At 56.1% G+C, this 21286-nt stretch carries 21 protein-coding genes; 15 read left to right on the top strand and 6 right to left on the bottom strand.

Going from position 1 to position 21286, the window contains the following annotated elements:
* Positions 1–84: 84 nt before the first annotated feature.
* The 10 genes from C8N45_RS05595 (at position 85) to C8N45_RS23410 (ending at position 8989) form a co-directional block, all read left to right on the top strand.
* The gene (locus C8N45_RS05595) at positions 85–882 is read left to right on the top strand and encodes a phytanoyl-CoA dioxygenase family protein (RefSeq protein ID WP_108385265.1); all 798 of its coding nucleotides are present in this window, start codon (positions 85–87) and stop codon (positions 880–882) included.
* Between the two features lie 192 nt (positions 883–1074).
* Complete coding sequence (locus C8N45_RS05585; RefSeq protein WP_133175945.1) at positions 1075–1779, top strand: MFS transporter; 705 nt, start codon at positions 1075–1077, stop codon at positions 1777–1779.
* Positions 1730–2464, top strand: coding sequence for a TRAP transporter substrate-binding protein (locus C8N45_RS05580; RefSeq protein ID WP_108385262.1), 735 nt, complete (start codon positions 1730–1732; stop codon positions 2462–2464). Before C8N45_RS05585 ends, C8N45_RS05580 begins: the two co-directional genes overlap by 50 nt.
* A 61-nt stretch (positions 2465–2525) precedes the next feature.
* Positions 2526–2810, top strand: a complete 285-nt coding sequence (locus tag C8N45_RS05575; RefSeq protein WP_245882566.1) for a TRAP transporter small permease — start codon at positions 2526–2528, stop codon at positions 2808–2810.
* A gap of 256 nt (positions 2811–3066) precedes the next feature.
* Positions 3067–3558, top strand: a complete 492-nt coding sequence (locus C8N45_RS05570) for an Lrp/AsnC family transcriptional regulator (RefSeq protein WP_108385261.1) — start codon at positions 3067–3069, stop codon at positions 3556–3558.
* A gap of 163 nt (positions 3559–3721) precedes the next feature.
* Positions 3722–4861 carry a glycine cleavage T C-terminal barrel domain-containing protein gene (locus C8N45_RS05565; protein WP_108385736.1) on the top strand — a complete coding sequence of 380 codons (1140 nt, stop codon included), beginning with the start codon at positions 3722–3724 and terminating at the stop codon, positions 4859–4861.
* A gap of 24 nt (positions 4862–4885) precedes the next feature.
* Positions 4886–5335, top strand: a complete 450-nt coding sequence (locus C8N45_RS05560) for an OsmC family protein (RefSeq protein ID WP_108385260.1) — start codon at positions 4886–4888, stop codon at positions 5333–5335.
* A 21-nt stretch (positions 5336–5356) separates the two neighbouring features.
* Entirely contained in the window at positions 5357–6157 is an 801-nt protein-coding gene (locus tag C8N45_RS05555; protein WP_108385259.1) for an enoyl-CoA hydratase, read from the top strand.
* A 3-nt stretch (positions 6158–6160) separates the two neighbouring features.
* The gene (locus tag C8N45_RS05550; RefSeq protein WP_108385258.1) at positions 6161–7810 is read left to right on the top strand and encodes an acyl-CoA synthetase; all 1650 of its coding nucleotides are present in this window, start codon (positions 6161–6163) and stop codon (positions 7808–7810) included.
* A 264-nt stretch (positions 7811–8074) separates the two neighbouring features.
* Complete coding sequence (locus C8N45_RS23410; protein WP_309498583.1) at positions 8075–8989, top strand: 3-keto-5-aminohexanoate cleavage protein; 915 nt, start codon at positions 8075–8077, stop codon at positions 8987–8989.
* Between the two features lie 844 nt (positions 8990–9833).
* Here the strand turns inward: C8N45_RS23410 and C8N45_RS05535 are convergent.
* Complete coding sequence (locus C8N45_RS05535; RefSeq protein ID WP_108385256.1) at positions 9834–10070, bottom strand: hypothetical protein; 237 nt, start codon at positions 10068–10070, stop codon at positions 9834–9836.
* Between the two features lie 240 nt (positions 10071–10310).
* On the opposite strand from C8N45_RS05535, the gene C8N45_RS05530 reads away from it, so the two are divergent.
* The gene (locus C8N45_RS05530; RefSeq protein ID WP_168769409.1) at positions 10311–10763 is read left to right on the top strand and encodes an SgcJ/EcaC family oxidoreductase; all 453 of its coding nucleotides are present in this window, start codon (positions 10311–10313) and stop codon (positions 10761–10763) included.
* 194 nt (positions 10764–10957) lie between these two features.
* On the opposite strand, the gene C8N45_RS05525 is transcribed toward C8N45_RS05530, so the two are convergent.
* Both C8N45_RS05525 and C8N45_RS05520 read right to left on the bottom strand, forming a co-directional pair.
* Positions 10958–11752 carry a carbon-nitrogen hydrolase family protein gene (locus tag C8N45_RS05525; protein ID WP_108385254.1) on the bottom strand — a complete coding sequence of 265 codons (795 nt, stop codon included), beginning with the start codon at positions 11750–11752 and terminating at the stop codon, positions 10958–10960.
* A gap of 2 nt (positions 11753–11754) precedes the next feature.
* Positions 11755–12912, bottom strand: coding sequence for a M24 family metallopeptidase (locus C8N45_RS05520; RefSeq protein ID WP_108385253.1), 1158 nt, complete (start codon positions 12910–12912; stop codon positions 11755–11757).
* Positions 12913–13048: 136 nt separating this feature from the next.
* Here C8N45_RS05520 and C8N45_RS05515 point away from each other — a divergent pair, with 136 nt between their 5' ends.
* Both C8N45_RS05515 and C8N45_RS05510 read left to right on the top strand, forming a co-directional pair.
* Entirely contained in the window at positions 13049–13735 is a 687-nt protein-coding gene (locus C8N45_RS05515) for a GntR family transcriptional regulator (protein ID WP_245882564.1), read from the top strand.
* A gap of 293 nt (positions 13736–14028) precedes the next feature.
* Positions 14029–14772 (top strand): outer membrane protein, encoded by a 744-nt coding sequence (locus C8N45_RS05510; protein WP_108385252.1) that lies wholly within the window; start codon positions 14029–14031, stop codon positions 14770–14772.
* Positions 14773–14845: 73 nt separating this feature from the next.
* On the opposite strand, the gene C8N45_RS05505 is transcribed toward C8N45_RS05510, so the two are convergent.
* The 3 genes from C8N45_RS05505 to C8N45_RS05495 form a co-directional block, all read right to left on the bottom strand.
* A complete protein-coding gene (locus C8N45_RS05505) occupies positions 14846–15586 on the bottom strand; it encodes a SapC family protein (RefSeq protein ID WP_108385251.1) in 741 nt (246 codons plus the stop codon).
* A 66-nt stretch (positions 15587–15652) separates the two neighbouring features.
* Complete coding sequence (locus C8N45_RS05500; protein ID WP_108385250.1) at positions 15653–16498, bottom strand: HupA family protein; 846 nt, start codon at positions 16496–16498, stop codon at positions 15653–15655.
* A gap of 27 nt (positions 16499–16525) precedes the next feature.
* Positions 16526–19399, bottom strand: a complete 2874-nt coding sequence (locus C8N45_RS05495; RefSeq protein ID WP_108385249.1) for a beta strand repeat-containing protein — start codon at positions 19397–19399, stop codon at positions 16526–16528.
* A 388-nt stretch (positions 19400–19787) separates the two neighbouring features.
* On the opposite strand from C8N45_RS05495, the gene C8N45_RS05490 reads away from it, so the two are divergent.
* Positions 19788–20648 (top strand): methyltransferase, encoded by an 861-nt coding sequence (locus C8N45_RS05490; RefSeq protein ID WP_181868903.1) that lies wholly within the window; start codon positions 19788–19790, stop codon positions 20646–20648.
* Positions 20645–21196: an AAA family ATPase gene (locus tag C8N45_RS05485; RefSeq protein WP_108385247.1), complete on the top strand. Its 552-nt coding sequence runs from the start codon at positions 20645–20647 to the stop codon at positions 21194–21196. The genes C8N45_RS05490 and C8N45_RS05485 overlap by 4 nt, the downstream gene beginning before the upstream one ends.
* The last annotated feature ends 90 nt before the right edge of the window (positions 21197–21286 follow it).

Here is a 21286-nt window from a genome sequence, read left to right as displayed (position 1 = left end):
GTGACTATTAATAGTATGACTAAATATTATTAGAAATTAAATATTCCGTTGCGTATGCCTGATTGCAATAGGGAGGATCATTCAATGCACCCACTTATCACGCAAGACCATGTTGACACCTTTCAGCGCGAAGGCGTCGTCCTGATCAAAGGGCTGTTCGCCGATCATGTCGAAAAGTTACGCGCAGGCATCGAGCGTAATATGAATGAACCCGGCCCATATGCGGCAGAGAACCTCAAAGAGGGCGAGGGCGGGCGGTTTTTCGACGATTATTGTAACTGGACCCGTATTCCCGAATTTGAAGATGTGATCCACCATTCAGACGCAGGCGCAGTCGCTGCGGACCTCATGCAATCGAACCGCGTGCAGGTGTTCCACGATCATATATTGGTCAAGGAACCCGGCACATCCAAGCCGACCCCATGGCATCAGGACGGCCCCTACTATTTCGTGGATGGCATGCAGAACGTCAGCTTCTGGTCCCCGATGGATACGGTAACAGGCGCCAGTCTGCGTTGCGTCGCGGGCAGTCACGCATGGGAAAAGCCCGTGCTACCAACGCGGTGGCTTGCGGAAACCAGCTTCTATCCGAACGAGGATGACTACATGCCCGTACCGGACCCCGACGCCGAAGGCATGGAAATTCGCGAATGGGAGATGGAGCCGGGTGACGCGGTGGCCTTCAACTATGGCACGCTGCACGGCGCGCGTGGCAACACGACCGACACGCGCCGTCGTGCTTTTTCGTTGCGCCTTGTGGGTGATGATGCACGCTATGTCGAACGTCCTGGCCCAACCTCACCGCCGTTTCCCGGCCATGACATGACACCGGGGCAGGTATTGCGCGAAGACTGGTTTCCGGTGATTTATCAGCGCAGTTGACGATGACTGAAAGACCCATGTGCATGAGGCAGCCAGATCATTAATCATCTTTGCTGGCGATTGTGACGATCCTGCTTTGCGCGGGCCTTTTGTTTGCGGGCAATGGCTTATTTCAGACCTTGTTGCCTATTCGTGCAGGGCAGGAAGGCTATACTGCCGCGATGATCGGCATCATGGGCACCGCCTATTTCGGTGGCTTCACTGCTGGCGGTTTTGTCGGACACCGCTGGACCAACGCTGTTCCTTGTCGTTGCGGTCCTGATCTGTCTGGCCATTGTGCCGATTAGCCTGACACCGACACCTGCGGCGCCTTTGGACCTACGCAGACTGTATCCGATCTTGCCAATGGGGATTGTGGGTTGCTTTGCATCAGGTATGGCCGAAGGTGCGTTTTGGGCGCCGGGGCCAGTCTTCGCACAAGGACGCGATATGATAACCAGTGAAATCGCGCTGTTGATGGCGGCTTTTGTATTTTGTGGCATGCTGTCGCAATGGCCGTTGGGGTGGTTGTCGGACAAGATCGACCGCTGTCTCGTCATCGGCACCGTATCATGCGGGACGGTGATATCGGGGCTCGCCATCTGGTTTCACATGGCCCCGCCAGGATTACCCACATTGATGTTGGCTGCGCTGCACGGGGCACTGATGATCCCGATTTATGCCTTGTGCATTTCACATGCCAACGATGGGTTGCCCAACGCGCAGATGGTGGAAACCAGCGGCGGTTTGATCCTCGGGTTTTCGATCGGGGCTACGATTGGCCCGGCAGCGGCGTCCTTGTTCACGAGGGGCGACCGCGAAGGCTGGTTTCAGGGCCGGTGCGACAATCGCGCTTTCTGCGACCATCATGAGCGTTGGCGCAGTAACCGCCGACAATTTCAAGATCGCTGTCGGTGATAGCGGCGGCGAACACTCTGGAACACTGTTCTTGAACGGCAAGTTTGGGTCAGAGCAGGACACAGTGAACGAAGCAGCCATCGGCACGGTGGACATGTCGATCCTTGCCATCAACAACGTCACACCATTTTCGACAACTGTTGGCGTGTTATCGCTACCATATGTGATCCTGAGCCTCGAAGATGCTGAAAAGCTGACCCAAGGCCCGATTGGCCAAGAGCTGACAGAAAACACAGTCAACGACTTCGGTGTGCGCATTATCGCATGGACCTATACAGGTTTCCGTCGTCTCACCAATTCCAAGAAGCCAGTGACGTCGGTGGCTGATCTGGATGGTCAGGACAATCCCTACACCACCAACCTGCGTTACATCTTTTCCATCGAACCACTGATCGTTTCCGAGCAGGTTTTCCAAGGCTTGCCAGAGAAAGATCAGGCCATCGTGCTTGAAGCCGGTCAACGGGCTACACAGGCTTCTGCACAGTTCCTGCGCGACAAGGAAGCCGAGATCAAGGAAATCCTGATCGCCGAAGGCATGGAAATCATGGACCCCGAGAACAATGAGAAAGAGTTCATCCAGTTGGCGACCGAAGCCGTTTGGCCAGACTTTTACGATAGCATCGGTGGCGTTGAAAAGCTGAATGCTGTGCTTGCTGAAATCGGCAGCGAGCCCGTCTCCGAATAACTTGTGACAAGCGAAGGGTCAGCGCCTTGGGGCGCTGACCAAAACTGATCGAGAGGGCACTATGACTAAATTCTGGTGTATCGTTGACCATATCGAAAGCGATATCTGTCGCAATCTTCTCGCGGCTTTCGTCTGCCTGCTGTTTCTGCAGGTCGCCGTGCGCACATGGTTCGGTTTTTGGTTTTCGTGGGTCGAGGAATTGTCGATGCAAATTTTTGTCTGGTTTGTGTTCTTTGGCGTCAGCCATGCAGCCAAGATGTGCGCATATAACCGCGTCACCTTCCAGTTCAAGTTTCTGCCCAACAAAGCGATCAAGCACATTAAAGCCTGCGCCGATTTGTTCTGAATCTTCATTAACGTCTATTTCGTCTATCTGGCGATCGACTTCATCTTCAACAAGATGAACCGTTTTCAGTCATCACAGACCATGGGCTTTCACCTGAGCTGGGTCTCTAAAATGGTTTGAATCCCAAAGAGAGCAGGCAAGTTGGGCGTCAAAGCGTAGGTATTTGTCGCAAAGCAGGCTTCTGATCTTTAATATCCAGGCTAAAATTCCGAGAGGGACGCATCCCGCCTGCTATTGAGAACGTAAGGACAATTGCATGAAACGACTAGCCCTTGACGCTGCAGACATTCGCATTCTGAGTGCATTGCAACAGCATGGCCAGTTGAGCAAAACCAGGCTGGCAGAGGTTTGTAGCCTTTCTGCGACACCCTGCTGGGCGCGGCTGACCCGATTGAAGGCTGCCGGATATGTTCGTGGCTATCACGCTGATATCGCATTAGGTCAACTGGCTGATTTCGCCCAAGTGATTGTGACAGTATCCCTCGGTCGTCATCGTAAAGCCGACTTCGACCGCTTTGAGGCTTACATCAGCGGCCGGGACGAGATCATTGATTGCATCGCCACGGGCGGCGGGGTCGACTACATCATGAAAGTCATTAGCCCCAGCCTGACTGCGTTTCAGGACTTCGTGGAAGACCTCCATGCCGAAGATCTCGGTATCGACCGCTACATGACTCACTTCGCGACCCGACAAGTGAAATCAGCTTTGCCCAACATAGCAAAGCTGGCAGGCGCGCGCGCGAAATAGCGAGTCCAGCCAAAACGGTCCTCTTTAAGTTAACATAACGGCCCAGTTGGTCCGCAAATGCGGAATCTTCAGTCCGCTTTCGTCGTCCTTCTCAGATTACATCTCGGGCAGAATGCAACAGCTTGTGGTCGTGAGGATCACAAACAAACGGGAGGACGTTTCAATGCAAGCAGATGATTTTGGTTTCGGCACACAGATCCGTAAGTCGCCTTATTTTGACGCCACAGTGCGTTGGGGCGCTCAAGGGTTTTCCGTCTACAATCACATGTATATCCCACGTGATTTCGGCGACCCCGAGCAGAACTTCTGGAACCTTGTGAACGAAGCGATCCTTTGTGATGTGGGGGTTGAGCGTCAGGTTGAAATCACCGGCCCGGATGCCGCCAAATTCACGCAGATGCTGACCTGCCGTGATCTATCCAAGATGGCCGTAGGCCAGTGCAAATACATCCTGATTACCAACGCAGATGGCGGTATTCTGAACGATCCGATCCTGCTCCGCCTTGCGGAAAACCATTTCTGGATTTCACTGGCTGATAGCGACATCCTGCTATGGGCGCAGGGGGTTGCTATCAACTCAGGCCTTGACGTGACGATTGGCGAGCCTGACGTGTCACCACTGCAATTGCAGGGCCCGATGTCTGGCGAGATCATGAAGGCGCTGTTTGGCGACGAAATCATGGACCTGCGCTATTACTGGCTGCGCGAAGTTGAGCTGGATGGCATTCCGCTGATCGTCTCCCGCACAGGTTGGTCCAGTGAATTGGGCTATGAAATCTACCTGCGCGACGGATCAAAGGGTGACCTGTTGTGGGAAACCATTATGGCAGCTGGTCTGGAATTCGGCCTTAAGCCCGGGCACACCTCGTCCATCCGTCGTATCGAAGGTGGGATGCTGTCTTATCACGCCGATGCAGACATGAGCACCAACCCGTTCGAACTGGGCTTTGATCGGCTGGTCAATCTCGACATGGAAGCGGATTTCATCGGCAAGGCCGCCCTGCGCCGCATCAAGGATGCGGGTATCAGCCGCAAGCAGATTGGCCTGATCATCGATGGTGAGCCGCTCACTGCTCCCAATACGACGTTCTGGGAAATCAATTTGGGTGGCGACACCATCGGCAAGGTCACATCTGCCGTTTATTCCCCACGCCTCAAGCGGAACATCGCGTTGGCCATAGTGTCAGCAGAACACGCCAATATCGGCGCACAGGTCGAGGTCGTTACCAAGTCCGGCCCTAGCACCGCAACGATCTGCGAGCGACCGTTCTACGACCCCAAAAAACAGATCGCAGCCGCGTAACGCCTCACTGGAAAGGCCACCTTGATGTCAGACCTTGCGATCGCGTTGCACTGGCACCGCGCCTCACCCGTATTGCAAACCGGTGCCTACTCGAACGAGCATACGGTGCAATACAACAGCCGCTATGACCTTGTTGTGGACTCCGCCCCCGATTGGGGCGGAAATCCGGACAGCACAAACCCCGAACAGGCCCTCGCCTCGGCGCTCTCCAGTTGCCACATGATGACCTTTCTGGCGCTGGCGGCCAAAGCGGGCTGGCCCGTGGCAAGCTATCATGACTATTCAGAGGCACATTTGGGCAAGAACCCCAAGGGCCAGATGTCTGTCACGCGGATCGATCTGCATCCTGTGGTGCGTTTTGATACAGGCTTCTCGGTCGGCATCGAAGAGCTCGCGCAGATGCACGGCCGCGCGCACCGCTACTGCTTCATCGCCAATACCTTGGCCGACAGTGTCGAAATCAACATTCTTTAGAGCCGAAAGAGGACGCCCATCGTGACCACACCAGATATTCTCCTCCGGGAACTGGACGCCCGGGGCATTCTACGCCTGACTTTGAACGATGTGGCGCGGCGGAATGCCTTGTCCGAAGCGATGCTGGCCACATTACGCGTGGCCTTTGAAGAAGCCGGATCAGATCCAGCGGTCCGCGTGATCGTGCTTGCTGCCAACGGACCTGCGTTTTGTGCTGGCCATGACCTCAAGGAAATGACGGCCGGCCGTGCGGGCGGTGATGGTGGTAAAACCTATTTTGCGCATGTCATGTTCCTGTGTGCAAGCGTCATGCAAGGTATCGTAAACTGCCCAAAACCTGTCATTGCCGAAGTGACGGGTGTGGCTACCGCCGCAGGCTGCCAACTGGTCGCAAGCTGCGATCTGGCAATTGCAGCAGACACCGCAAAATTCAGCACGCCGGGCGTACATATCGGGCTGTTCTGTTCCACACCCATGGTCGCCTTGTCGCGCAATGTCGCAGACAAACACGCGATGGAGATGTTGTTGACCGGCGATATGACGTCGGCGGTCCGCGCCGCTGAAATTGGGCTGGTGAACCGTGCTGTGGCACCCGAGGCGTTGCAAGACACAGTGATTGAGATGGCCTGCAAAATAGCGTCGAAGTCCAGCATGACGCTCGCCACCGGTAAACGCGCCTATTATGCGCAGCGCGAAATGACCCTGCCCGAGGCCTATGAATACGCTTCTGGTGTGATGGTCGACAATATGCTGGCACAAGACGCGCGCGAAGGTATCGGTGCGTTCATCGAAAAGCGTGCGCCCGAATGGCAGGACGCCTGAGCGATGAGCACAAACCCCTACAATACCGATCTGGATCGCAACCCTGCAAACCACCAGCCGCTTACGCCGCTGACATTTCTTGAACGCGCCGCATCCGTTTTTCCGGATCACACGGCGATCGTGCATGGCGCGTTGCGCCGCAACTACGCGGAATTTTACGAAAGGTCACGCCAGCTTGCGTCCGCCTTGGCGCAGCATGATATTGGGCGGGGTGACACAGTTTCTGCCGTGCTGGCCAACACGCCTGCGATGCTTGAATGCCATTATGGCGTGCCCATGAGCGGCGGTGTTCTACATTCCGTCAACACCCGCCTCGATGCGTCAGTGATTGCGTTCCAGCTGGACCATGCAATGTCCAAGGTCGTAATCGTGGACCGTGAATTCATGCCATTGATCCAAGACGCGCTGGCCTTGGCGACTGTGTCACCCATGGTCATCCAATACAACGATGATGCGCTCTCTGGACCCGCAACAGAGACAGATGCCGAGGAATACGAGGCCTTCTTGTCCTCGGGTGATCCCGCGTTTGATTGGCTCATGCCACTAGATGAATGGGACGCGATTTCTATCAACTATACATCCGGCACAACCGGTGATCCGAAGGGTGTGGTCTCGCATCACCGCGGGGCCTATCTTTTGGCACAAGGCAACGCGCTGACCACGTCGATGGCGAAACACGCGGTATATCTGTGGACACTGCCAATGTTTCACTGCAACGGGTGGTGCTTTCCGTGGACCCTGTCGGCCATCATCGGCACCCACGTGTGCCTGCGCCAAGTGCGCGCAGAGCCGATCTGGACCGCACTCGCAGAAGAAGGCGTGACACACCTGTGCGGCGCACCCATCGTCATGTCGCTGATGATATCTGCACCCGAGTCCGAGAAGCGCAAACTCGACCATACGGTGCAGTTCTTCACCGCCGCAGCGCCTCCGCCAGAAAAGTTGTTGGCTGATATGAAACTTGCGGGATTTGATGTGACGCATCTATATGGGCTGACCGAAACCTATGGCCCGGCCGTCGTGAACGACTGGCATCAGGACTGGTCCGACCTGCCACCCGCGGAACAGGCTGCGCTCAAATCACGCCAGGGTGTGCGCTATCTGCCGCTTGAGGGCCTTGATGTACTGGACCCTGACACCATGATGCCGGTCCCGCGCGACGGCAAAACCATGGGCGAGGTCATGTTTCGCGGCAACGTTGTGATGAAGGGCTATTTCCGCAATCCAAAAGCCACGCAAGAGGCCTTTGCGGGTGGCTGGTTTCATTCAGGTGACCTGGGTGTGCGGTACCCGGATGGCTATATCCAGCTAAAAGACCGCTCTAAAGATATCATCATCTCGGGGGGCGAGAATATCTCGTCGATTGAAGTAGAGGAAGCGCTTTACCGCCACCCCGCGGTTGAGATTGCCGCCGTCGTTGCCATGCCACATGACAAGTGGGGCGAAACCCCCTGTGCTTTTGTCGAGCTGGCCGCTGGCGAAACTGTTGACGCCGCGGCGCTAAACTTGTGGTGCAAGGGGCAACTTGCGCCCTACAAAGTTCCAGGACAATTCGTCTTCATGTCAATTCCGCGGACGTCCACTGGCAAGATCCAGAAATTCATCTTGCGCGACCAAGCCAAGGAAATAGCGAAAACAGTGATAACAGGGTAGGTGGTCCAAGGTTAATGCATAGGGGCTTTTGCTCTCTGATCAGGCTGGCAATACTGAGATGAGTCGAGCGCCGCAGGTCCGCTCCCGCAGTTTCCCTTTGCAAACGCAGCGAGGGTCTCCTATCCTCTTATCCCGTTGAAAAACAACGTGTTACTGGCGCAGACAGTGACCCTGCAAATAGAGTGTAAGCGCCCTCCCTATCAGGTCTTTCGCGGTTTCTGCGGTGCAGGAAAGATCTTCGCCAATTTCCTGAGATTCCGGGCGGTGGCGGTGAGCAGGAATTCGTCGTTTGCACCGCATGGGCCGCGTACGGCAGCCGCGCTCCAGCTTTTTGCAACGGTGGAAACGCTGCAATGGGGGACAGAGTTCTTCGGCCCGCTACTGCTGACCGAGGACATTCTCGCAAACCCGATCGCCTACAGTTACTTCTGCATGGAAATTCCGCGCAGTCCCGGCATCGGCGTGACGCTTGACCCGGAGAAGTTCGCCGCCCTCAAGGAGGGACTCGAAAAGCACTGCCCGGGAATGATCATCCAGTTTTCGACCGGTGGACGGTCAGGCGCAGGTCAAACGCGCGGCGAGATGCTGCCGCTGCGACCAGACATGGCCTCGTTGTCGGTTGGATCGAACAACGTCCCGAGCCGCGTCTATGAAAACCCACAGGATCTAGTTGACTGGCTGACAAGCGAGATGCTGGCCTACGACGTCAAACCGGAAATCGAAGCCTTCGACCTGAGCCATATCCTCAAAGCCAAGGACATGGCCGACAAGGGCCGGCTGGCGGACACGCCATATATCCAGTTCGTCATAGGTGTGAAGAACGCAAGGCCGGTCGATCGGGATGTGTTCGATTATGACATCCACACCGTGCACCGCCTTGCCGCATTTTGTGCAGAGCGCAGCATTTTAATCGGCGAGATATCAGTCTTGCTCCGAGGCAAGACTGGACGATCGTGCGTCCTTATCGCATCTGGTAAGTCGCAGAATTATTCTAGGGCCGAGAAAAAAGCGGTGGCCTCGGGAGGTGAGGACACCGCTAATTCGAATGGTTCGCCGAGGGAGGAGGTGCAGCGAACTTTTTCAGTTTGCAACGTGCTCTCGGGAGGAGATGAAAGCGTGTTGCGAATGTATGTCAGCGACTCTGGGAGGAGAAAGTCTGACACAAAGATATGTATGTGACGGTAAAAGGAATTGCTGCGCTGCGGTAATGGGAAATGCTGCAATGCAGCTATTTTTGATGGAGATGCGTAAGTCACGCGCGTTTGCGGCACTGGAAGCTTAAAAAATACGCTCAATGCAAATGAAGAGTCATCTGTCCGCGCCTCGGCATTTATCCACTATAGTGCCAGTATAGCTTTTCGCCTTCGGCGCCTGGCCAATTTGTGCCAACCTGAGGGATAGCCCGTGCATTTGGCTCACCGGCCAACTCCAGAGCTTCCCCCATACTTCCAGCAAGCGCATATACTTGACGGTTCTCAACTTCGTCCGATGCGCTTTCCAATATAATTTTCCATACGTATTTCATGCGCGCCATATTGTTTCTGGATCCCAGATGAAAAATAGACCGAGCTTGAACCCTATTGTGTTCCGGGCGCTTTGAATTTGACACAGGTCAATGCGCTTTGAATGATTTTTGATTGGTCATGACGTCCTTTGGGGGAAGCGTGACAATGATAAGTGGCGGTAAACCACGCAGCCTGAGACCGACACAATCTGCCCTGCCCTGCCCTGCCGTTCACCCACCTCTGATGGTGCCGCAACAGTTGGTCGATCAAGCACCCAATACTTGCACCCCCGATCTGACCGAGACACATATTGGGACAACAATCTAAAACTGAGACCTGCTCATGGCCCTCAAACCTGCCTTATCCATTGACAAGTTGAATGATCTCGGCCCCGAAAAGCTCGCATAGCTGGTGCTGGATGAGGCTGAGCGAAATGCGGGGTTCCGGCGACAGGTCAAGGCGGCGTTGGCCGAAAATCCGGCCCTGAGGCCATTACCAAGCTGATCGACCGGCGGCTTTCAGGGCTGACGCAGGCAAGGAGTTTCATCGAATGTGACAAGGCCCGCGCCTTTGCCGATGATCCCCACGATGGGATCTTGACCAAGCCCAGAGTACAATTGCCAGAACCGAAGCGGCTTTGATGCATCACTTGGTGCTGTCAACGACACGATGTCAGGCATCCGATGGGCTTCGGTCGGCAACAAACCCTTTGCCACCGCCACCTGGGTGAAATCCTGCTGGATCTTTTCGGCCATATCCCCGGATCATGTCGGGAACTTGGGAAGGTCATCATGTACCATGATGTTCTTTCGTGGGAGTTCTGGGCCTTTTTTGATGTTGGATTGAAATACCCCAGCACTACAATTGGTGCCAGGGCGATGACCTATGAAGGGTGCCCCAAGTGTTCAACCCGAATAACATCTGATAGATCGGTGCTACAAACGAGAGACTTTTTCGCAAGGAAGACATTTTGACCCCGGTGGTACTCCATGCCTATGGCTGAAACTCCAGATGATATCCCCCGACTTTTCCAAGACGCCTGGAACCGCAAGGATGCCCACGCGCTTGCGGGTCTCTTTTCAAACGATGCGGATTTCGTGAATGTGGTGGGCCTTTGGTGGCACAACCGCGCCAATATCGAACGAGCCCATCATTATAGGCTTACGACGTTTTTTCGTAACAGTACGATCTCTGCGCGGCGCATCAAACTCCGCCAGATCAGCGAGGATGTCGCCATTGTTCACACCCGCTGGAAACTGAGCGGACAACTCGACAAGGCTGGCGAAGCGTTGGAAGATCGCCTTGCCATCATGATGTTCGTGGCAGAACGCTCGACCACCGGCTGGATCGTGTGCGCCGCACAGAACACCGACATCATCCCCGGCATGGAAACCAATGTCATCCGCAACGGGGAAATTACAGCCGTCGATTATCGGGGAAAGGAATAGTGTTTCCAACAACTCAGGCCGAATTGGCACGACGCTGAGCTCGTTTTGACCAACGTGAACGGCCCAGAGCCGACCTTGACCGCGGTCTTCAAGTACTGCGGTCGCAGCCCGCATTGCCAACATTCGCCGCGTATGCAAAGTCTGGAAATGATCGAACTCACGGTCTGTAGGACGAAGCTGCCATTACGCGCAATTCAGCGAAGGTTCGGTCCAAGCGCGTTGCAGTCCCTCAGGTAAGGAAGGCGCTTCTGCGCGGCAGACACTTTTTCCAATTGTAACCTCGCATATAACTGCTGGGGTTTTGTTCCGGCACGGGTCGTTTCCTGACCGTCTGGTGATGCTATGACGCTTTGGCCCAGAAATTCCATGCCGTTCTCGGCCCCGGCGCTGTTAGCATAGGCAAGGTAGACCCCGTTTTCATAGGCGCGGGTGGGGATCATACGTTGTGCTACCCAACCCCACTGCGCGCCAAGGGCCGTCGGTACGAGAATCAGCTCTGCACCCTGCGATGCCACATGGCGCGCGGTTTCGGGGAACTCTGCATCATAGCAGATCAGAGTGGCGATCCGCACGTCGCGATAGGTGAACAGGGTGCACCCTTGACCGGCGGTGAAGTGATCGCGCTCAAAACCCGGCGGGATGGCCAGTTTGCGATGCCTGCCCAAGCGGCTTCCATCCGGGCCAAAGCACTGCGCTGCGTTGTAAAGGGCCTCTCCGTCTGCTTCGGCATAGCCATAGTGGATGGCAACGCCATGCGCCTTGGCAAGCGCCGCGATGGCCTGCGCGGTCGGGCCATCTGCGGGCTCTGCCCGGTCGGCTACGTCCGCGCCGATGTTGTAGCCACAGGCGAACAGTTCCGGTAGCAAAAGAAGGTCCGCCCCCTGAGCCGCGACGGCTGGCAGCGTGCCGGACAGCCAATCCTGTCGGGCCTGCGGCGTGGGCAGATCCGCAGGGGATTGCCCGACAGCAAGGCAAAAAGCGCGGACCATGCTTAGTTGTCCGTGACCAGCAGTGTGCGGGGATAGTCGGTGATGTAGTCAAACCCCGTTTCCGTCACCACAACCGAGTCACCGATGCGCCCGGCCGTCACCCCGTCGATGGAGATGCCGCCATCCACTGCAAAGGTCATGCCCGGTTGCAGGATGGTTGTGTCGTCGGCCTTGAGCTCTGGCGCCTCAAGATAGGCGACACCGATCGACCGCCCGGTGCGGTAGCCGGTTTCATACCCGCGCGACGCATAGACCTCGTTTGCGGCGGCGGCCACGTCTTGCGCCTCGATACCGGGGCGGATCGCGGAGATGGCGGCTTGCTGCGCGTCAATCGCCGCTTGCTGCACACGGGCGGCGTCATCCGACACCGCGCCAACGTGGAACATCCGGTCAAAGCCCAGCTTGTATTGCTTGAACTGCGCCATGTTGCAAAAGCAGAAATAGACTGGGTCGAACCGTTCATACGCCTTCACTGATGCCCGGCGATGCACCATGGAAGTGTCCTTGCCGCTTTGCAGGATTTGCAGGTTGTGGATCATCGGCGAGACGAACCGTTCCCAGCCTTTGTCGGTCAGAAAGCTGGCCGCCTTACGCGTGCCGGCGTCAATGACCGCCAGGGCGCTTTCGTATTCCTGTGCGCCGTCCCGTAGGCTTGCATGGGCGGCGGCCATCATCGCCCCGGCAATCTGGCCCGCTTCCTTCATCACCTGAATCTCGAACGGAGACTTGATCATCCGCATCGCACCCAGAATGGGAGAGATGTCCTTGATCGGCACATCTGGATAGGTCTCGTCCAGATGGTTGCGCACGATTGCGGGGATGGTTGCGCGTTCAACCCAGATATCTGACGGTTTGTCGCCCAAGGCACCCGCCAGCGCGCGGCCCCATGTGTTTTGGCCCGCATCCTCCCAAACGCGCACGTCTTCGACCCATGTCATTGCGCCAACCATTTCGGATTCCATCAAGGGGGTGATCACGATGGGCGCGTCATCGGCATTGACGACGAGCATGGACGGGCGGCCAAATTCGATGCCCAGATAACCCCAGAACCCCGCCAGATAGGCGATGGAGCTTTCGTCCGTGAAAACGGCGCGGCGAATGCCTTCATCCCGCATGCGGGCTCGCAAGGCATTGGTGCGGCTTTTCGCTTCTTCCAGCATGATGGTCCCCTTGGCTCAGAAACGTGGGCAGTCGCAATTTGCTAAGCTGCATACAGCTATTATGTCAATTGCGATTATTGCGCCGCAGATTGCCTGTATTTTTCCAATGATGTATGCACCATTGATGGAAAAGCATATGATCACTCCCCGGCAAGACGACAGCCCCGAGCCCAAAAGCTTGGTGGACACAATCCAGCAAGAGATCTTGCAGCGCATCTGTTTTCTGGACTATCGAGCCGGCGACCAGTTGAAAGAAGCCGAGTTAGCCGCCGAATTCGGCGTGAGCCGTACCCCTGTGCGCGATGCGATCAGCCGGATCAGCCATCTGGGCCTGGTCGAGACTCGAAACGGCGTGGGCACAGTGGTTGTGTCGCTCTCTGCCGCGCAGATCCGCCATGTCTATGAAATGCGTCTGGAGCTGGCTTCGCTGATCGGCATCTTGTCACCGCGCACAGTCACGCAGGCGGACCGCGATGCGGGCGCGCGCTTGTTGGCCGATGCCCAGACGCTGTGGGGCGATTTCGATGCGCGCCGGTATGTGGAGGTCAACCACCAGCTCCATGGTCTGATCGCCAGCCTGATCGGCAACAACGCGCTGCAATCCTTCTGGTGGCAAACCTACTATCAAGCGGCCAGCACGTGGTACAAGGTCGCCAAGCAGTTGGGCCCGGATGTGGCGCAGGCGCTGGTTGCCGAGCTTGAGGATATCACCACCGCGCTGGACCTAGGCGACGTGGCTGCTATCGGGTTTATCCAGCGCACCCATATCGGATATGGCTACCGACGGATAGAAACCCAACTGCTATCGCCTGAGCAGGGCTGACAGTAGTGTCGCAGACTCTGTTTTGAAGCGGGGCGTAAGCTTCGACTAGGCACAATTATTCTACGAGCGCGACGAACTGCTTGAAGCCGGAGAGTCCTGTTTGGCCGAATTGTCCTTTGCAAATCCTGCGCAACTTCTTTGATAATCCTGCGCCAGAGTGATTAATGCTGAGTTTCAGCAGGATAAGAATTGTGCTTTCCCTGCCATGTTTCGTGATTGATGATTTCAAAGCGTTTTGTGCGGCGAATCAATCATGCTATCCAAATGGGTAAATACCCATAAGGAGTGACAGAATGTTTCATACCGGCAGAGTTCTTGCGGCCTCGGCTGCGGCGTGCATCGGCACAGCGTCCCTGGTGCAAGCCCAGGACTTCACGCAAGACTGGGAGGGGTTCTATGCGGGTGTGCACTTGGATGGAACGACGTTCAGCAACACGATCTCGGATCTGAACAACCAGTTCAACAGTAACTCCCCCCAGATTTCCGTGCTGGACTACCAAGGGGGCGTCACGGGCGGTTATAATTACATGCTTGAGAACAACCTGCTGGTTGGTGCAGAGCTGGACTATACCTCTTCGATTGCCATCGATGAATTCTTCTCGTCCAACGAGGCAGAGACAACAGGCACGCAATATGAACATGACCTTGAAAGCATCCTGAGCTTGCGCGGTCGTGCGGGTATCGTGAATGGCAATGCGCTGTCCTTCATGACCATCGGGGTTGCACAGGGCACGACGAATTTCGAAACCTACGAAGTTGATACGGGAAGTGCCAACGACGCATGTGACACGTCAAACTGCGCCAGTTCGACGGATGATCTTTTGGGGCTGACTGTCGGGTTCGGGATGGAATGGGCATTCCGCGAGGATGTAACTGCCCGGTTTGATGTGCAGCATTATGCATTCGAAAGCGTGCAGGCGCCTGTTGTGAACGCTGCCGGTGATCCGGCTTGTTCAGAAGGTGAAACGGACCTTTGTACCGTGGGCTATGCGCCTGATACGACATCAATTCGTGTGGGCATTTCCTACCACTTTTGACAGGTCGCATCGTACCAAAGAAAAGGGCCGCCTGATCGCTCAGGCGGCCCATTGCGTTTGATACTGGCCGCGCTTAAGCAGCGTCGCTTTCGGACCGTGCGGCAAGGCGCTGCGTCATTGGCGTCAGGTTGTTGAGCGATTGCAGGTGCAGGTAGCACAACTCAAGCTCGTCCGTTTTTGCCATTTCAGCCAGCGTTTCGGCAGGCAGATTGCGCAGCTTGTCGCGGTTGATGGTTTTGAAACCTGACAGTTGGGTGCGCTCACCGCCAGCCAGATTGAACTGCGCTTGCGCGGGTTCCAGCAGATCAAGGTCCAGCAGACGCTTGGCAAAAGCCTGCGTGCGGGTGAACTGCCCCTGATATTCCGTCGAAAAGGCCAACACGTTTTCCAGATACTGGGTGCGGTTGCCGTCGGCGTCAAACAGACGTTCGCCCTGACCTTTCTTGTTCAGGCCCTCATATTCTTCGTCGATGCAAAGGGTAAAGGTAGATTGATCGTCCGATGCCGCAAAGACAAACGGATAGCGGCGGAAGAAGGCGGGGACATAGCGCCCGTCCCATGTGTTGTCACTCTTGACGTGGGCGTTTTGCCCTTCCTTCATGCCAAGGATGACCGATGGGAACACCACATCGCCGTCGCCCGCAAAGATGATCGTGTATTCCATGGCCGCCGGGGCGAATTCTGCGGCCAGCACGGGCACGGAATTCACATCGCGCGCGAAGCCATAGGTGTTGTCTGATTTGACTGACCAGTCCTTGTGCGCTTCGATCGAGATTGGCACAGCACGTTCATAGATCATCAGTTGTTTTGCCATTCGGGCAGGTCCTCTTTCATTGTTCCGTTAGGATATGTGTTGCGTATTTTCGTTCAGTATGAAGATTTAGTTTCCGGCAAAGACGCCGAAGACTTCGCCATCGTCACCCTTGATCAGGAATGCGCCACCTGCCTCTGCCGGGCCATTGGAGTCGCCTCCATAAAAGGCACCTTCCGCGTCAAGCCGGGCATTTTCCCCCACAATATCGCCTGATCCGATATCATAGCTTGACCCGCCATTGCTGGCAAAGGTCGCATTTGAATCATTCGAAATTTGCATGTCGCTGATTTCGATGCTGCCGAACGGCATCGTGTCACCCGAGAAGTCTTCGACCAACAGGTCAACCGTCTCATTGCGGAATGAAGCCGTGATCGTGGCGTCACCGCTGGCCTTCGCATACGATGCGCCGCCCGTACCGCCTAGGAGTGTTGAAACAGATGCGGGGCCGCGAAATGTTGCGCTGCCGCTACTGGGAAGGTCCTGTGTCCGAGAGACGACGCCAACAATGTAGGTGCCAGCCACGTCGCCGTCTGTGGTCACATTTACGGGTACAAGGAATGCAAAGTTACTACTGGCAAAGGCCCCATCTTCGACGGGGGTCACGGTTTGCGACCCGCTGCGCCATGCGTTTTCGCCGATCTGTTCGCCATTCTCGATCAACTCGCGCAGGTCAAGCTCTTGCGTGGGGCGATCAAGACTACCCAAAACGACCTGAACATTTGCCGCGCGTCCAGAAAATGGATCCTGCACCACACCCGCTGCTGCAATCGTGCTTTCGCCGGGGACCCGGCTATCGAGCGGTTGGTTGGTGAAAACTGTCCGTGGGCCATCATCGCCGCCGCCACCGCCGCCACATGCAGCAAGAAGGGTGCAGCCCGCGAGGGTCAGAAGTGTTTTTGTAAAAGATGTCACCTGTCGGGACTCCCGTTTATTGGGCCATTAGCCGAAGTCAAAATTGCTGGCGGAAAGGTCGCTGGCGGAAACGTCCCAGAAGGTCAGGCTGTCACTACCCACGGTCAGAACCGCGTTGCCAGCAACATTTGTGATGTTGCTCATCACGTTGCCTGCGGTGATCCCTCCCAAACCACTTACATCGACCGTATCAAGGTAGACATTGAAATCGCGGGACAACCCGACTGCCGAGAATGGATCGTCACCACCGCCCTCGACATCGGCAAAGCTTGCGATGATGTCATTGCCGCTGCCGGTTGAGAAGATGAACGTGTCGGTCCCCAGACCGCCGCGCATGACGTCATCACCAGTGCCACCATCAAGTATGTCAGCGCTGCCAATGATGTTAGATGCAGCGTCACCATCAATCACGTCATTCCCGCTGCCGCCCGTGATCGTGTCGCGGCCAACGCCACCTTTGAAGTAGTTGCTGTCGGTGGACAGACCGCCATCGGTGATTGTGTTGCGGCCGCTTAGCAGCGTGACCTCGTCATTGCCTTCGCCGCCGATGACGTCGTCATTGCCAAAGGCGTCAGAGATCGTGTCATTGCCCGCACCGCCATCAACAACATCGTCGCCTGCACCGGTGTCGATTGTGTCGTTGCCAGCCGTGCCGACCACGCCTTCGTCGCCAGCCCCGAACGAAACGGACACACCATCACCAACCAAAGTGTAGAGTGATCCTGTGGCATCGTTTGCCGTGTCCTCGTCACGGCCTTCGATCGTAAATGAGAAATCAATCGCAATCCCGTCGACGGTTTCCGAAAAGGTCTCGGTCAGCGTTTCACCAAAGTCCAGTTCGGGCAGGTCTTCGGTGACAACGTAGGTGAACCCGTTGCCTGTCTCGTCAAAGGAAATCTCGCCGTACTCGCCTTCAAAGGTCAGGCCCGCCAGATCGGGATTGTCGTTCTGATCGGGGTCATCAACGGTGAAGGTCCCACGAACGGATGCAAAATCTTCTGTCAGGACAGTTCCGGCAGGAAGCGCAGGGGCAAGGACGTCCAAAGGCGCTACCGTTACGACCGCCTCATCATCTTCGCCCGTGATCGTGATATTGATTGCGCGCTGGCTGCCGTTGCTGGCGGTCAGCAGGATGCGGTCCTGAATCGTCTCGCCATCGCCGATCCTCACGAGTTCGTCTAATCCGGCCGCATTCAGCGTATATGTCCAACGGTCGGTTTCTTCAAAGCCGTCACCATCGTCGGCAACAACTATGTCGCCGAACAGACCGGCAGAGACGGTTCCGCCATCTGAAGTGTCGAAGGTGGCAGATGCGTCTTCTGTATCTGAAATTTCGACGATACCTGTCGCTGTTGTTTCATCGGCGCGCAGATCAATCTCGCCGGTGTTGTCGCCGCCAATCGTGACGCTCAGGTCAGTTGGCACAAAATCTGCCTCGGGCAGATCAACGCTGTTGAACGCGCTCACATCGATGGTTCCGGCACTGCCGCCGCCGACAGTGGCAAGTGCCGCAAGGTTTTCGGAACCGCCAAGAAAGCCAATCGTCTGGCCATCGCCAATGTCTGCGCTGGAGACGCCGAAACCAAGGTCATTGATACCGTCGTTGTTGACATCGCCCAGGCTGTTTGCAGCCAGCGTGGCAAATACGCCCGTGTCAATGCCGGTGAAAGTATATCCGTTGGTGCCATCAAGACTGGTCAGGTCAAAGTCTGTAACCAGCGCGCCGCCATAGACAAGGTAAGCCGTGCCGTTCCCAAATTCATCAACTTCGGTGAACAGAAGATCATCAAGCCCGTCGCCGCTGACATCGCCGACACCGATGCCGACAAGGCCGTTTGACGCACCACTGATTGTGATCCCTGCGTTGCCAAGGTCGCCCAAGTCAATGGCTGCGTCAGCCGGGGTAAACCCACCGGCCGATCCAAAGATCACATAGGCCTCGTCTGCGCCGGGGGCGGTGACCAGCAAGTCAGAAACCCCATCGTCATTCATGTCGCCAGCGTTTGAGATCACGTAGCCAGCTTCGTTCGCTTGCCCGCCGCCCGTCAGGACAAGCCCGGTTGTTGGGATTGTCGTCGGGAAAGTGCTTCCGGCCAGAGTGTCCAGATCGGCGCTTTCAAGCGGATTGCTGTTGCCCGTGCCGAACACAACATAGGTTGCCCCATTTGCAGAGTCTGCCGCATCAACGCCCGGCGCGCCCAAGGCGATGTCGTCAATCCCATCGCCGTTGATATCACCAACATTGGCGACCGACGTGCCAAGCGCGTCGCCACCCGCCAGACCGACAACATCGAAATCTGTGACAGTGAAGCTGGCCGTACCGCCAAGGTCCGCAATTGAAACGGCGACCACGCCGCCCTGATCCGCATCGCTGCCGCTGCCGGCAGTGGGTGCGCCGATGATCAACTCGTCGCCAGGCACACCATCAAGGTCGGCCGCCGTCAGGCTTGCACCAAAATTGCTGCCGCTAATACCGTTGATAATCACACCATTGGTGCCGTTCAGGTCCGCCAGCGTCAAATCAGCATCTAAAAGATCTTCACGACCGTAGATCACATAAACCGCGCCATCGCCGCCATTGGCGTTTGGCGCGCTGACGGCCACATCATCAATGCCGTCCCCGTTGAAGTCGAAACCACCCAGAACGGCTGTGCCGCCACCATCGCCGACGGTTGTGGTGAAGGATATGGAAGGCAGTGAACCATCGGCGGGAATGCCCGGATCAGTTTCTGAACTGGCGCCGGTGTAAATGTATGCTGCGGTGCCGTCATCGCTATCTGCGCCGACGATGAACTCTGAGAAAGGCGAGCTGCCTGTGACCAGATTGCCCCCCGTTGAAAGGCTGCTCCCTAGACCAGAGCCGAGGGGGCCTTCCAAAACAAAATAGGCAGAGCCAGCCATGTCAAATCCTTTACTTCAAAAGTCACGGTGGAAAGCCCAGCTGTGTGGTTGGCCCATCGCCCGCACCAAGAAGATAAACATAAATGTAAGCTCAGCCGCAATTGCCTTTACGAAATACTTACGTTTCGGAGAGCCTGGCATGACTAATTGGCATCATTGCGGCGTTAAACTCTGATTAACCATACAAGTTTGACAAGAATTTGCCATAATTGGGCTCTGTGCGTCGGATCAAACACCGGTTAACCATGAAGATACCTCCAACAAAGGCGCGTTAACCACCATGCGAAAAAACTTCCCGTTTCCCTGGATATTGACTCTTCAAGGGGCTGTTGCCGTTGACGTCGCAGCTCAACGGGGACTGTTTGATGCGCCGATTCAAGCGGGCCAGTTGGGACCCATTCATCATATTCTAATGGGTGTCGGGGTCTTGGCGCTGGACGAAGGCGGCCTTGTGCTGACGCCCGAATTTGCGTCCGCGTGGGAACGGTCCTCTGATGATATCCGCGCCATGGCATCGTTTTTCCGGCGGGCGGCTGCGGACATCGCCATGGGGTTCGAAGACCTCGCTTCTGACCTGCCTGCATTTATGGAAAAGTCCGCCACTTTCCGCTTGTTTCGCTACGATATGGCCGAAGGAACGACCCCCGCGCATCTTGAGGCGACCGCTCCCTGGGTGAACTATGTCGAGGCTCTTTCGCGCATCGAAGCCCCCTTGCTGGCACCCGAAATCGACCTTGGTGATTCGCGGCATCTGCTGGAAATCGGCGGCAATACGGGGGTCATGGCGGTGGCTTTGATGGCCCATTATGATGGTCTGGCTGCGACGGTTTTCGATCTGCCTGCTGTCTGTGCACTTGGCAAGAAACGGCGCGATGTGCCGGGCTTGTCATTCGTTGCGGGGGATGCGCGCAAGGCAAACGCACTCGCTCCTTTTGAAGGCAATGTGGATGCGGTCATGTTTAAATCGGTCCTGCATGACTGGCCCGAAGAGGAGGCCGTGGCCATGTTGAAACAGGCCGCTGATTTACTGCCCGCAGGCGGACGGTTGACCGTCTGTGAACGGCAGCCGTTTGGCGCTGCGGACGCGGCCATCGGCGATACGCAGACGCTTGGCAATCTGGTCTTTGCGCCATTCTACAGACCGTCAGAGTTATATAGCACACTGCTGTCTGGTTTGGGATTTGAAGTACAAAAGAAAGCGGTCGCGCTTGATACGGAGTTTCATATCGTGACTGGTGTAAAGCAATGAAATTGAATGTGATTTCAGTCTCTGGCCCGCCGGGTTCTGGGAAGTCTACGCTGGCCATGGGCCTTGCGGATGCGTTGGGCTGCGGGGTGGTTGGATATGATGATTTCGAGGTTATGACAAGCTGGGCGCCCGACGCGATCACGGCGTGGTTGGACGATGGCGCACCGATGTCAGCGGTTTCAGCACCGGGCTTGCGGGATGCCATCTTGCGCCACGAAAACTGTGTTATTTTTGAAACACCTTTCGGGAAATCATGCCCCGTCGCGGGGGACCTTGTGACCGTTTCGATCTGGCTGGAATGCCCCGATGATATCGCCCTGGCCCGGAAGCTGAGTGCCCTTGCGGCTGCAGGGTCGGGTGATCGCGGGTTTGCTGATTGGTTGGGCGGATGGCTGTCTGTTTACAGGTCAATGACGCGGCGGGCGCTAAAGATGCAGCGTAGTCGGATAATGCCATCTGCGGACATTTGCCTAAACGGATGTGACGCGAAAAAAAATATTGAAAAAGACGCAATCGCTCACATCAGGAACAGGTTAGCCATAAATTAGCCATGTATTTGCCTTGAAATTTAAACACAGTCAGAAGAAGGTGACGAAGGCGACGGCGGTCAATTTTCGGCTGCTCAACGTTTTATGCTG

The sequence above is a fragment of the Yoonia sediminilitoris genome (assembly GCF_003058085.1).
Classification (GTDB): domain Bacteria; phylum Pseudomonadota; class Alphaproteobacteria; order Rhodobacterales; family Rhodobacteraceae; genus Yoonia; species Yoonia sediminilitoris.
The sequence above is the reverse complement of the archived record's forward strand: the minus strand, read 5'-3'. Positions and strand labels throughout refer to the sequence as shown.